The organism is Prevotella heparinolytica, assembly GCF_004342845.1.
GTDB classification, from domain to species: domain Bacteria; phylum Bacteroidota; class Bacteroidia; order Bacteroidales; family Bacteroidaceae; genus Bacteroides; species Bacteroides heparinolyticus.
The window spans coordinates 29405-43576 of the sequence record NZ_SLXB01000006.1 but is presented as its reverse complement, the minus strand read 5'-3'; the positions used below and the strand labels follow the sequence as shown (position 1 = coordinate 43576).

The 14172-nt window shown below is 50.3% G+C and carries 5 protein-coding genes; 2 read left to right on the top strand and 3 right to left on the bottom strand.

The annotated features are described in order from the left end of the window. Positions 1-240 precede the first annotated feature (240 nt). Positions 241-678, top strand: a complete 438-nt coding sequence (locus EV202_RS04640; RefSeq protein ID WP_106069932.1) for a DUF6078 family protein — start codon at positions 241-243, stop codon at positions 676-678. A 371-nt stretch (positions 679-1049) separates the two neighbouring features. On the opposite strand, the gene EV202_RS04635 is transcribed toward EV202_RS04640, so the two are convergent. Next, positions 1050-3071, bottom strand: a complete 2022-nt coding sequence (locus EV202_RS04635; protein WP_131925782.1) for a RagB/SusD family nutrient uptake outer membrane protein — start codon at positions 3069-3071, stop codon at positions 1050-1052. A 14-nt stretch (positions 3072-3085) separates the two neighbouring features. Beyond that, complete coding sequence (locus tag EV202_RS04630) at positions 3086-6355, bottom strand: SusC/RagA family TonB-linked outer membrane protein (protein ID WP_131925780.1); 3270 nt, start codon at positions 6353-6355, stop codon at positions 3086-3088. 367 nt (positions 6356-6722) lie between these two features. Here EV202_RS04630 and EV202_RS04625 point away from each other — a divergent pair, with 367 nt between their 5' ends. Then, on the top strand, positions 6723-10778 hold the full coding sequence (locus EV202_RS04625; protein ID WP_131925778.1) for a hybrid sensor histidine kinase/response regulator transcription factor: 4056 nt from the start codon (positions 6723-6725) through the stop codon (positions 10776-10778). A 198-nt stretch (positions 10779-10976) separates the two neighbouring features. Here EV202_RS04625 and EV202_RS04620 read toward each other — a convergent pair whose 3' ends face one another. Further along, a complete protein-coding gene (locus EV202_RS04620) occupies positions 10977-14069 on the bottom strand; it encodes a glycoside hydrolase family 2 TIM barrel-domain containing protein (RefSeq protein ID WP_131925776.1) in 3093 nt (1030 codons plus the stop codon). Between the last annotated feature and the right edge of the window lie 103 nt (positions 14070-14172).

The following is a 14172-nucleotide window of genomic DNA, read 5'->3' as shown; positions in this document are numbered from 1 at the left end:
TGAATAACACTGCCTGCACTATACGGGCCATGAGTGGGGAGACCGCCACCATTATCATCTGATGCCGGACAGTTCAATGGCAACGACAGACAAGGCGGTAGAAATCATCCGTACCGTTCTGCACAACATAAGTCAGGGAAAGAGAACATAAAGAAGCGGCAAGCAGGTAGATTTCCGTTTGATATCCTTATATTTGTGTCCTCTTTGTAATACAAACTAAAATATAACTTCAAACAGACAATGGAAAATAATTTCGACTACCAAGCAGTGCCTTACGACTATGCCCACTGCTTCAACAACCGCTGTACGCAAAGTTCGCAGTGCCTGCGCCATTTGGTTGCAAAGAACAGCACATCGCAATGCCCCACTCTACGCATAGTGAACCCCAACTGCATTCCCGCAGACACTGCTGCATGCCCTTATTTCAACAGTACACAGAAGCTGCATGTGGCATGGGGGCTAAAGCATCTTCTGGACAATGTTCCTTATAAACACGGAAACGCCATCAGGCATGAGCTCATCAGTCACTTCGGCAAGACGAACTACTATCGCCACTACCGTCAGGAACGTGCACTGCTCCCACAAGACCAAGAATACATACGGCAACTATTCCGCAGCTACGGAATAACAGCAGAACCCCAATTTGAAAGATACAGCGACGAGTATTACTACGATTAAGCCGCACCTGTCCCTCCACATCGAGCCTTATTTCTGCTTCCATCGCCACACCTGTTTTGCAATGCCAATAAGCCAGAAACTTAGGACTTCGGCAAGGAGGACAATCAGTTTCAGCAAGCAAAACAGTTGGTTTCAGCAAATGAAACTTCCGGTGCCGGCAAGTGAAACTACCGGTGCCGGCAAGCGAAACTACCGGAGCCAACAGGTTGAAACCGACACGGACACAAGCGTTGTGTGCCAAAGGAAGCTGTGTCATAATGCCAAAATATAAGAGATTACCCCTGCTACAGTTATCTGTGGCAGGGGTAGTTTCTTCAAAAAGGGCGTTTGAAACCTCTTGAACGCCCCCTTGTAAAAAACGCTGAAGAAACTTATTTCGTATTCATCTCATCGGCTACCGCTTCTTCCCAATTAGTCCACATCGGGATATTCTCGTCATAACCGTCGTAACCGTAGTTCTGGCGAAGCTGCGCCTTATTGTTGGCCGTAATGGCAGAGTTAGGAACAGGCCAGAAGAGGTTGTGCTTGTTCACCTTGTATTCAAATGTTTGGTTACCTTGCGACCCCTTACCATAAGGACGGTTGAAAACATTGTAAGTGGTGCAACGCTTAAACCAGTAACTACCGCCACTCAAGTCAGTGCCTTCTTGCTTATCCCAAGTAGTAAGGTCATAGGTATTTCCCCATTCATCGGGCTTTCCGCTCTTGGCAAGACACCACGACACGCGCACCATTTCGGCCTGACGGAACTCTTCCATATAGAGTTCGCGGGCACGCTCATCCATGATATCGCCGATAGTCACTGTGGTGTACATCTTCTTGGCATTGGCACGCTGACGGACAGCATTCACATCCTGAGCCGCCTCGCCTGGCTTACCCTGATAGAAACGAGCCTCGGCACGGAGCAGATAGGTGTCCGCCAAACGGAACAGATACATGTCTCCGTTGCAACCTTTGCCCGATGCTCCTTGGAATTGGTTGGCACCCATGTTGGCCTCGTTCACAGCATCGAAGATGTAAAGTTGGTACAGAGGGGTAGGATACCAACTGCGGATGGTATCGGAACAGAGAATCTCTCCCTTCTTGACAAGTACGTTGCCGTCCTTTACGTAGTCTTCCGTAGCATACAGCTGATAGTTCTTACCATAGAAATCGGACTTGGGATTGTTATACTTGAAGTCTTCCATCTCCATCCAGTTACCTACGTCACGGTTGTGGCGGAGGTCTTGCCAATCCGTCTCGCCGCCATACGTCCAAATGGTCTTGTTATAATGGAATGAAGTACGGTTCAAAGCAATGCCTCGACCGGCAGCACGCACCCAGTCAAGCTCCGGATTATAGTTGCTATTGTTACGGGCATAGTTGGAACCCGGCCCTGCCAGTCCATGAGGGTCGCGAATCACGCTGTTGCTCCAGTGTACGAAGTTTGCACGCATGATGTTGTATGTGGTGAAATTCTGTTCGTTGGAGTTGATGATGGGCATGATAAGTTCCTTGTTCTCCGCATGACAAATGTTGGGAGTGCGATGTAGGTCCCATACCACATTGCGGGTCACCTTCCAAGTCTTCTCATTGCCCGAAGGCTGCCATACACCGAAAGAAGATGTCATCAGCCTCAGACCATGATTGTTGATAAGGTCGGTGGCAACGGATTCTGCCTTGGCATATTCGCCCGTCACCAGATAGCACTTCACAAGCAGATGCATACATGCCTCTTGATTTACCATGCCCAGATAGCTCATCTTCTGTTGCGAAGGAACGTGCTGCACGGCAAACTCCAAGTCGTGAACGAGCATTTGGAAAATAGCCTCTTTGCTGGTGGACTTATAGTTCTGCTTCGGAACCGTCATCAACTGCGCAATCACAGGTATATCGCCGAACTGCAAGGTCAGGTTATAGTAAGCGTATGCCCTGTGGAAGTAAGCACGTCCTTTATAGGCGTTCTTAATCTCCTCGTCCAGACCTGCCACCTTATCCACATACGAGAGTACGGAATTGGCATACTTCACGGCATTGAAACCTTCGTTCCAGAAACGCTGCATGTAGTTGCCGTCGCCACCGCCAGCCATACCGGAAGTAGGTGTCAGCTTGGCGTCGAAGTTGTCTTGGAAACCTCCGCCCATGTCTGTCTTGGCATACATCCCGACATCGGACAGGTAATAATTGGTACTCAAGCCCACATTGTTCCAGTTGCCGTCAAGAATATAGGTTTTCAACTGTTTGTCGCACATGGTCAGTGCAGATTTCAAGCCCTCTTCAGTAGAATAGGTGGTAGTAGGCTCGTAGAAAGAAAGCGGGTCTTGCTTAAGAAAAGAGTCGGTACAGGCTGTCATGGCAGCAGCAAAAGCCATCACCGCACTACCTCTATATAATGTATTGATATATCGTTTCATCTTGTTTTTACGTTTTAGAGTGTTACATTGATGCCGAATTGGAACTGTCTGTTAGCATAGCCGCCTGTCTCGGGGTCACCGTACTCCCAGCTGTCAAATGTGCAGACATTGTTGATACCGGCGGTGAAGCGAACTTTCTCGAGCATAAACTTACGCGTAAATTCCTTGGGCAGCGTATAGCCGATAGTGATGTTGTCCAGACGTACAAAGCTACGGTTATAGAGTTTCTGCACACCCGTGGCACCGCTGGGGCCTACCGCATTCAGTCGGGCATATTCGTTGGTAGGATTCTCGGGAGTCCAGTACTCTTTCTTATAAGTATTGCAAGTATTGGTAAACATCGAGCCGGAATTATCTCCGTTCAGGTAATTGCCGGACAAGCTCTTGTGCCCCATATAAGAATACATGGAGAAAGAGAACGACCAGTCCTTGAAGAATGTAAAGTCATTACGCAGATTCCAGTAGATAGGAGGATTCGTTGTGCCCAAATAGACCTTATCCTTGTCATTGTAGACCGGAGTACCGTCCGCTTTATCATCACCGGTATAGTGGTTGACAACTTTCGGGTCGCCGGGCTTCTGATTTACTTTGGCAGCTTCGGCCGCTTCGTCGAGTTGCCATATACCATCTACTTCCCAATACCAGATTTCGCCGATGGGCTTGCCTATGAACCAATTATTGGACGTATCATTGATTTCATTGCCGTTCTCATCATACTCGTAATAGAGGTGCTTGATGCGGTTCTTGTTGTAAGAGAAGCCAAGGCCGGTATTCCAAGTGAAGTTCTTCCGTTCGATGTTGCGAGAATTCAACGTGACTTCAACACCAGAGTTGGTTACTTCACCCAAATTGGTCGTGATGCTGTTGAAGCCCGTGAAATTAGGCAGGCGCTGAGCCATAATCATGTCGTGAGTCTTCTTGTAATACCACTCCACACTACCGCTCAGGCGATAGTCTAATACAGAGAAGTCAAGACCTACGTTATAAGCGGTGGTCTTCTCCCACTCCAGATTCGGATTGCCCAGACGGTCTATCTGCAGAGCCTGAATGACGCTGGCTCCGCCATTGTAATAATAGCCCATCACGCCGCCGTTCTTCAGGTTGGAAAGCGCCAGATAGGTATCTTTCAAAGAACGGTTGCCGTTTGTACCGTAGGAAACACGCAACTTGCCCGTATTCAGCCAAGGCAGATTGACGAACGCCTCTTCAGAGAACACCCAGCTACCGCCTACCGACCAGAATGTGGCCCAAGGATTATTGGAACCAAATGCCGAGTATCCGTCGCGACGAACAGTGCCGGTGAACATGTAACGGTCCTTATAGCTATAGAACAGACGTCCCAGATAGGCCGCCGCCGTGGAGTGCGTATCGGAAGTATAAATAGAACTCTGCTCCATGTTGGCTCCGGAAATGTAGTGGAAGCCCAGCACGTCGGTAGGAGTGATGTTGCGGGCATGGATTTCGTCGTACCAATGACGGTTTTCTTCGGCTTCCTGCACCAGTGTGACAGTGAAACGGTGATTGTCGAACACTTTATCCCACGTAAGAGTGTTGTTGAGCGACCAGTCGAAACTCTTTGAAGTATTACGGTTCACGCCCCGTGTAGAGGGTGTGCTGTTTGGCAACGCGGAAGACATGAAGTAACGGTCGTAAAACCACTGGTAGCGCGGAGCGATATTGAACTGGTAAGTGACGCCGAAAGGCAACGTCAGCTTGGCATTGAAGATGGTGTTCAATACCGTATATCCTTTTTCAAGGTCGTCGTACTGCACATTGAAGTGGTAGTTATAGCCGCCGTTGGTAGGATTGCCGCTACGGGGATACTGCAACTCCTTGCCGTCAGCATCATGACGCAATGCATAAGGAGACTCGCGAAGCTGGTTGTTATCCCAGTAATTACCGCCCAAAGGCACTGCATTCGATTCGTCGCTGCGGTCTTGGAAGTTGATATTGGCGCCTACTTCCAACCAGTCGGTAATCTTTGTATTCAGTTTCATGTTGGAGCGGAATGCATGGTAGTTATCGCCCTGAATGGCTCCTTGGTTGTTCAGGTAGCCGAAGCTGAAGTAATAGTTTACCCTGTCCGTGGCACCCGAAATACTGGCATTGTAATCCTGATTGAAGCCCGTGCGGAAGACGGCTTTATTCCAATCGTAGGTCTTGCCGTCCAAGAAGTTTTGCATCACCAAGGCTGCATCGTTATCCAAGCCCATACGACGGGCATACAGCGATTTCAGGCTTTCGTTTGCTTGTAAAGTCTTAGCGCCCGAGGTAGACCAAGCGTCTTGTGTGATGCCATATCGCGACAGATTTTCGTAGTGGTCGTAGTAGCCTGCGGGGACTTTGCTTTCCTTGCTGTAATAGCCCCACTGCCCTGCGTCGTTGTATCCGTAGGTGGTTGCCTTGAACCAATCTTCCCGATACTTCATATACTCTTCGGCGTTAAACACGTCGCGGTAAGCAGCCTTTGTGTTGGCGGCAAGGTTTACTCCGATATTGATGATGGGTTTGCCCTCTCTACCTTTCTTCGTGGTGATAATCAATACGCCGCTGGCAGCCTTGGCACCGTAAACGGCAGCCGACGAAGCATCTTTCAGCACATCGATTTGCGCTATATCGTCGGGGTTGATTTCGGAAAGCTCACCATTGAATGCCATTCCGTCGAGAATGATTAGAGGCGAATTGTGACTGCCTTCGGTATAGAGTGAATTCTGGCCGCGTAGTTGAATAGAAGCGCCACCCCCCTTGGCAGAAGAGTCATAACCAATCTGCAAACCCGGCGTGCCGCGCAATAAATCTTGCACAGAACCGGGATTTTGGTCGGCTATTTTATCCGGATTGATTTGCACCACCGAGCCGGTCAGATCTTTCTTGCGCATCGTACCATAACCTACCACAACCACCTCTTCCAATATTGCGCTGTCATCTTGCAGAATGACATTCACCGGTTTTCCGGGAGTGGCCGTCACCTCTGCTGTTTTATAGCCGATAAACGAAACTTCCAATACAGCACCTTTAGCTACTTGCAAATGGAAATTACCGTCAATGTCCGTAATCGTACCGTTGGCAGGATTACCTTTCTCGCGGATGTTGGCGCCTATTATCGGTTCGCCGACAGCATCCTTCACATTACCCGAAACGGATTGTTTCTGTTGTTGCATCATTTGTACAGTGTCGGCATCCTCTTCGGCAAAAGTAGCCAACGGATGGACTGCAACAAGACCGGTACAAAGCAACAAGGCGGCAAACGCCTTTCGATTTCTTTTAAATGATTTGGAATTCATCGTTTTTCTTTTTTATTAGATGAACAAGGAGATTCTTATAAAATGGAATATAACTTAAAGAAGAGAGAAGACTTTGTTTTCTTTCTATAAAGTAAGGAGAAATAGGATTTATGTTTTCATAGGCTCAAAGGGTTAATAGATGTTTTTCTTTCTGCTGCAAACATAAAAATTATTATCATGAGGGGAGAGATAAAAACTCTGCAAGAAAGATAAAAAATCGTTCATTGAACGACAAAACATCCCCGACGCTCCTCTAAAACCACAGACTGACGAATTATTAGTAGCCATATGAATGATATTCAACCCACAAACAAGAAAGAAGATTCACCGGAAAATATTATTTTTGTACATATCAAAATCATATACAATGACACACCTCCGCATTACCTGCATCTTATGCCTGTTGGCAATAATCGGCGCAGCCTCGGCGCAACGGCACAGCATCTCGCACTTCGGCGTGGAAAACGGCCTTTCCAATAACTACATCCTCAGTCTGGCACAAGACAGGAAGGGATATATCTGGATTGCGACCGAGTCGGGGCTGAACCGCTTTGACGGACGGCAGTTCACCGTGTACAACAAAAGTAACTCCGGCCTGAGCAGCAATGAGCTGAACGCCTTACTGGCCGACCCTACGGAAGACAAAGTGTGGATAGGCACGCAACGCGACGGGCTGTGCTGCTTCGACTACGCCACCGAAACCATCACTGCGCTGAAAAGTCCCGACGATGGGCTGATAAGCAATGACATCCCTTATCTGGCAGCGGCGGCAGACAGCGGGATATGGATTACCCACTACCACATGGGCGTGCAGCATTTCGACCCGAAGAGAAACGTTTTCCGGAACTATGACCGCAGTTCGATACCCCACCTGCCGTGGGGATGCTGGACGGCCATGGAGGACGGACGTGGCAACCTCTACATCGGACACGTGAAAGACGGGCTGAGCATCGTCGATACAAAGCGGAAGACCTTGCGCAACTATCGTCACCACGCCGGCGACTCAAGCAGCCTCCCCGGCGACGAGGTATACTCCCTCTGCATAGATCGCGACAAGAACGTCTGGGTGGGGACAAACCAAGGAGCCGCCCTCTTCCGCCCCGCTACAGATAAATTCATCTCCTTCAAGCATCGGAAGGGGGACGCGCAATCGCTCCTGCCGGGCACCGTCATGGACATCAAACAAATGAAGAACGGAAACATACGCTTCGCCACCAACATGGGAGGTATCAGCGTACTGGACTTGCAGAGCAACACCTTTACCGATGCCCGCGACATACGTTTCAACAACATTACGGTCACCAATGACGAATACGGCCTGACTGGCGCATACGTGCGCCGACTGTTGCAAGACTCCTTCGGCAACCTCTGGATAGGAAGCTACCGGGACGGACTGGACTTCATCAGCCATGAACCTAATATCTTCAACAGATTGCACTACACCGCAGAGAAGCAAGGGAAAAGCCGGTACAAACAAGTGTGGAGTCTCTGCCTAGACCATAAGAAACAACTTTGGATGGGCGGCGAAAGCGAGTTGGCCGTCTCTAAGCAAGGAGAGCAACTCCGGATAATCCCGCTGCCTACATCTACCCTGCATCCCCATGCCTACGTACGTGCCATCCACGAAGACAGACAGCACAGGATATGGGTAGGTACATGGGAAGCCGGGCTGTTCTACTATGAGCCGGAGAAGCGACGCTTCACGTCCATCAGCAAGGATGGCCTGCCCGCTGACGTACGATGCTTGTCCGAAGACCCGGACGGCAAACTCTGGATAGGCACACGCACCGGCGTGTATAGCTATCACCATGAAAAGCTGATGTCCGAAGAGGAACTGAACGCACAGTTGACCGATTTGCTGGTGCAGGACATCTGCCGCGACGCACACGGACGACTGTGGGTAGGGACCTTCGGCAAAGGGGTCTTTATCTTCACTCCGCAAGGCAAGTTGTTGCTGAACCACCAAAAAGGAAACGGCTTCCCGTCCAATGCGGTGAATGCCTTCACGACCGACTCGCAAGGACGCATCTGGGCCGCCACTCGCGAAGGTGCCGTCCTCTTCGCCGACACCGGTCGTCCTGAGAACTATACCATCTTCGGCAGCGACGAGGGACTGAGGAACACACAGGTACGTGCCATCCACGAAGACCGCGACGGAACCGTCTGGATGAGCACCAATGCCGGCATTTCCCGTCTGGACGAGCGACGGAAGGCATGCTATAACTACGACCATCGCGACGGCATCCCACTGGGCGACTTTATGGACGGGGCTTCCGTATCCGACGGCAACGGGACACTCTATTTCGGTTCGCAAAACGGAACGTGTTACTTCGACCCGTCGTCGCTCTCTGCCATGCGCGTCGTGGCTCCCGTCACCATCACCGGTTTCTTTGTCTACAGCAAACAGACCGAGAGTAAAGACATAGAAACATCATTGCCATTGGCTTCCGGAGAAATTGACCTGCCGTACAATCAAAACACCTTCAAGATATCGTTCAATGTACTAGACTATACACAGAGCTCACAAGTGGAGTTCGCTTACATGATGGAGGGGCTGGAAGATGTATGGTACAGCACACAGGGCGAAAACCAAGTGACTTTCCGCAACATTCCTCCCGGAGATTATACGTTCAAAGTAAAAACCCGTCTCCGCAATCAGGAGTGGGAAGAGAAAGTGGCTACGCTTCCCATCACCATCAGCCCTCCTTTCTGGCTGGCATGGTACGCCAAATTACTTTATTTCTTCGTCGCTGCCGCTTTCGTCTACATTGTAATCAGCTTCTACAAACGAAAGCTGGACTTGGAGAGCAGTCTGGAGGTGGAGCGCAAAAACAGCCAGAACAAACAAGAGTTGAATGACGAGCGCCTGCGTTTCTATACCAACATCACCCACGAGCTACGCACTCCGCTCACATTGATACTGGGCCCTTTGGAAGACCTGCTTAGCGACGGCAGCCTCTCGCCCAAGCATGCCAACAGGATCAGTATCATACACGACAGTGCCGCCCGGTTGCTGAATCTTATCAACAGCATATTGGAATTCCGGAAAACAGAGACGCAGAACCGAAAGCTTTCCGTTGCACGGGGCGACCTATCGGAACTGGTGCAGGAAATCGGGTTACGGTACAAGGAACTGAACCGCAATCCTAAAGTCGATTTCCATGTCCGTATCGATACGGAAGACACACTGCTTTTCTTCGACGCCGACATGCTGACTACGATTCTAAACAACCTCCTGTCCAATGCCGCGAAATATACCTCGGAGGGCGACATTACACTCTCTTTGAATGCTGTGGAGGAGGGAGGCGTGAAATATACTGAAATAAGTATCAGCGACACCGGGCATGGCATCGCCGAAGAAGCGCTTCCGCACATCTTCGAGCGTTACTATCAGGCCAACAGCAAATATCAGGCATCGGGGTCGGGCATCGGGCTGGCTTTGGTGAAAGGATTGGCCGACCTGCACGAAGCCACTCTCGAGGTGAGCAGCCGGCTGGAAGAAGGCACTACTTTCAGACTGCGCCTGCTGACGGACAATTTCTATCCCAATGCGTTGCATACGGACAAGCATCCGTCAAACGAAGAGACCGGAAACACAACCGACAACCCTCTGCCGGAAGAAAACACGGAAGCAGAGGAGCCGTCGGAAGATACCCGACCGCTGCTGCTTGTGGTGGAAGACAATCCGGATATACGCGAATATATCCGCCAATCGCTTAGCGACGATTTCGACATACTGACGGCCGAAGACGGCAGTGAAGGTTGGACGTCGGCTCAAGAGCGCATTCCCAACATCATAGTGAGCGACATCATGATGCCTGTGATGGATGGCATACAACTTTGCCGATTGGTGAAAGACGACATACGAACCAGCCACATTCCCGTCATCCTGCTGACTGCCAAAGACTCGCTGCACGACAAAGAGGAGGGCTACACCGCCGGTGCCGACTCGTATCTGACCAAGCCTTTCAGCGCCAAACTGTTGCACAGCCGCATCAACAATTTGCTGGAGATGCGTAAAAAGATGGCGGCCAGCCTGACGGCTGCCATTCCTCACACAGAGCCGGTTGCCGAAACGACAGAGAGTTTGAACCCGCTGGACAATGAATTCTTGCAACGTATCACGAAAATCATTGAAGACAATCTGGAGATGGAGAAAATGGATATTGCGTTCATTGCCGACAAAATGTGCATGAGCCACTCCACCCTCTACAGGAAAATAAAGGGGGTGACCGACATGTCCGCCAACGAATTCATCCGCAAAGTAAAGATGAGAAACGGGCTGAGGCTGCTGCTTTCGGAGCGATACTCCATATCCGAAATCTCCTACATGACGGGCTTCAGCAGCGTGGCATACTTCAGGCAGTGCTTCAAGAATGAGTTCGGGATGGCGCCGTCCGAGTATCTGAAGTTGAAGAAATAAAGAATGGGGTAAGACAATAATGCTACTGAGAAGAAAAGTTCCACGCTTCCTACGACATCTTGACTAAAAGTTTCACACCCTCTGTTGTATTGAGACTATACTTCTCAATACGACTGAAGCTACCTCCCAATACAAGTGAAGTGGCTTCAGTCGTATTGGGAAATAGCCTCAGTATATAAAGGGGAAAACGAAGCCTTTTTAGTCAAGCTCTATACCGTTCTTTACGGGAGAAAGGATGAACGTAAATTCATAATCGCCATAAGGCAACTGATATTCCGGACGGGCAATGTGTCCCCAACTGTTTTCGCATCCCAACCCCATCTGCACCTTGTCGATGCAGAAATTCGTCAGGTCGGATTCATCTACTTCGGGCGAGTGGCCGTTGCGCTTCTCCGAACCTTCGTCCAGCGACTCGATGGTGTAGTGCAGTGCCGATGCCGAAAAGGGTTCGGCAGCTACCACCTGCACGCCGTTTCCTGCCGCATTGAGCGTCTTCCACCAACGGATGTCGGTCTTCGTGCCGGTCTCCTGCGGACGGATGTAGGAGTAGAACTGCTCGGCCACGCTCTGACGATAGATGCCGAGGTCGGCGGCATGATTGCGGTCGATGTAGTTCTCAACCGGACCACGACCGTAATATTCCACCGCATCAAACAAACGGGGCATGGGCATCTGCATGCCGAAACGGAAGAGATTGGACACTTTGGCGTTTTTGTCGGCAGTAAGCTTCTGCGTGACTTTGATGGCTCCGGTGTTGTTGATGACGTATGTCAGGTTCAGCTTGGCCGATACGGCAGGCATGTCATAGGCAGCTTCCACAATCACTTGCTTGTTATCAATACGTTGGTTCAACGAGGTCAGCTTTATTTCGGGATTCTTCCATGCGTCATACTTACGTTGCAAACCTGCACCGAAATCGTTATCCGTGGGCGCACGCCAGAAGTTGGGTGTCAGGGCACTGCCTTCTTTTATCATATCTTGTCCATTCACCTTGTATTTTGTCAGGTAGCCGCTATGCTTGCTGAACTCTGCACGGAAAACATCATTACCCACGATGAGGAAATTATGATCATTTTCCTGCATTTGCGGAACCACGGCAGGCATGTTCTTGGTTTCCACATTTGCCAGCTCCATGGCAGGAGATTTATAAGGATTCAGTGTAAGCTGCTGCTTGGCCACAGCGTGCCCGGCAGGGAGCAAGCCTTCACGGTTCTTCAGTTTATAAGATACGTTCAGCAGCCACTCGGCGCATTGGCAGGTCTTGCCCCAATCGAGCTTGATTTTCGCTGTCTGTTGGGGAGCCACGTTGAGGTTGTCCACGCGTCCTGTACGAATTACCTTACCGCCTTTCAGCACCTCCCATTCCAGATAATAGGCGGAAAGGTCGCGGAAGAAGTTCTCGTTATACACAGCTACTTCGCCATTCTTCAAATCTGCGGGAGTGGTCCAAATGCTCTGATAGAAATAGCCCACCTCATACATGTGAGGATTGGGTACACGGTCGGGACTGATCAGGCCGTTATCACAGAAATTACCGTCGGTAGCATCGAAACGGTTGAAGTCTCCGCCATAAGCATAAATCATTTTGCCGTTCTTACCCGTCCAACGCACCGATTGGTCGACAAAGTCCCAAATGAACCCACCTTGGAATTTAGGATACTTACGCACCAAGTCCCAATACTCCTTAAAGCCGCCTTGAGAGTTGCCCATGGCATGCGCATACTCACATTGAATCAACGGTTTGGTGTAGGAGGCATCTTCACAATAAGCCCGGCAATCATCATAGCGATAGTACATCGGACAGAATATATCGGTTTTGCCATCCTTGCGGGCCTGCTCGTACTGCACCGCACGGCTTGGGTCTTCAGCCTTCACCCAATCGTAGGCAGCCTCGAAGTTAGGGCCATATCCGGCCTCGTTGCCCAACGACCAGAAGATGATGCTGGGATGATTGAAGCCACGTTGCACGTTGCGTTGGTTGCGTTCCATGTGCGCTTTTTTATAAGCAGGGTTCTTGGCAAGAGTCTTTTCCTTATAGCCCATGCCGTGCGATTCCACATTGGCCTCGGCCACCACATAGATGCCATACTTGTCGCAGAGGTCGTACCAGAGGTTATCATCCGGATAATGGCAGGTGCGCACGGCATTGATATTGAACTTCTTCATCAGCTGAATATCCTGCATCATGCGTTCGGGCGATACCACATAGCCGCCGTCCGGGTCCATCTCATGGCGGTTGGCTCCTTTGAATAGCACAGGCTGCCCGTTAACCAGCAATTGTTCTCCTTTCAGCTCTATCTTGCGGAAACCCACCTTGACGGGAATCACCTCGCTACTGCCTTGCAACGTGGCACGCAACGTATATAAATAAGGTGTCTCGGCAGTCCACTTCTGCGGATTCTCCACATTCATCACCGCCACGCCGCCATGCACCGTCTGCGCAGCCACTTGCTTGCCGGTGGCATCGAGCAGTTCCAGATTCACGTTGCCGCTACCTTTCAGGCTGACCGACACACGCAAGGAGCCATTCTGATAACCGGCATCCAAATCGGGCGTCACGCGGATATCTTCGATGCGCTTCTTATCGCGCGCATAGAGATAGCAATCGCGACCTACACCGCTATAACGAAAGAAGTCCTGGTCTTCGAGGTATGTGCCGTCGCACCAACGGAATACTTGGAAAGCTATCAGGTTCTTCTGCCCCGGCTTCAGATAGGGAGTAAGATTGAATTCCGCCTCCAGCTTGCTGTCTTCGCTATAACCTACATAGCGCCCGTTCACCCACAGATAGATGTTAGAGGTGACAGAGCCGAAATGGGCGATGATTTCCTTGCCGTTCCAGTGGGCGGGCACGGTCACTTCACGCCGATAAGAGCCTACATGGTTGTTTTCTGTCGGTACATAAGGGGGATTGTTCACGAATTGATTGCGCCAAGCATAACCCACATTCACATAGATAGGGTCGCCGAAGCCATTCAGCTCCCACACTCCGGGAACCGACATATTGCTCCACCCCTTATCGTTGAAACCTTCTTTCCAGAAGTCGACAGGACGGGCATCGGCATCTTTCACCCAAAAGAATTTCCAAGTGCCGTTCAGCGTCATGTAGTTGGCAGATTGTTCTTTTACTCCGCGAGCCGCAGCTTCGGCCGACTCGTAGGCGAAATAGTTGGTGTGCATCGGGGCACGGTTCACGGCGTTGACTTCAGGGTCGCGCCATTCGTTGAAGGATTGCGCGTTTGCCGACAGGGTCAAAACGGCAAACAAAGCGGTAATGAAATGTTTCTTCATGATAAATATGTTTATAATTAAAAAGGCGGTATGCAAGATACGCTTACGTACCGCCGCAAAAGTAAATGAGTCTGATATTCCGGTTTCCGGCACACCTTGAAAT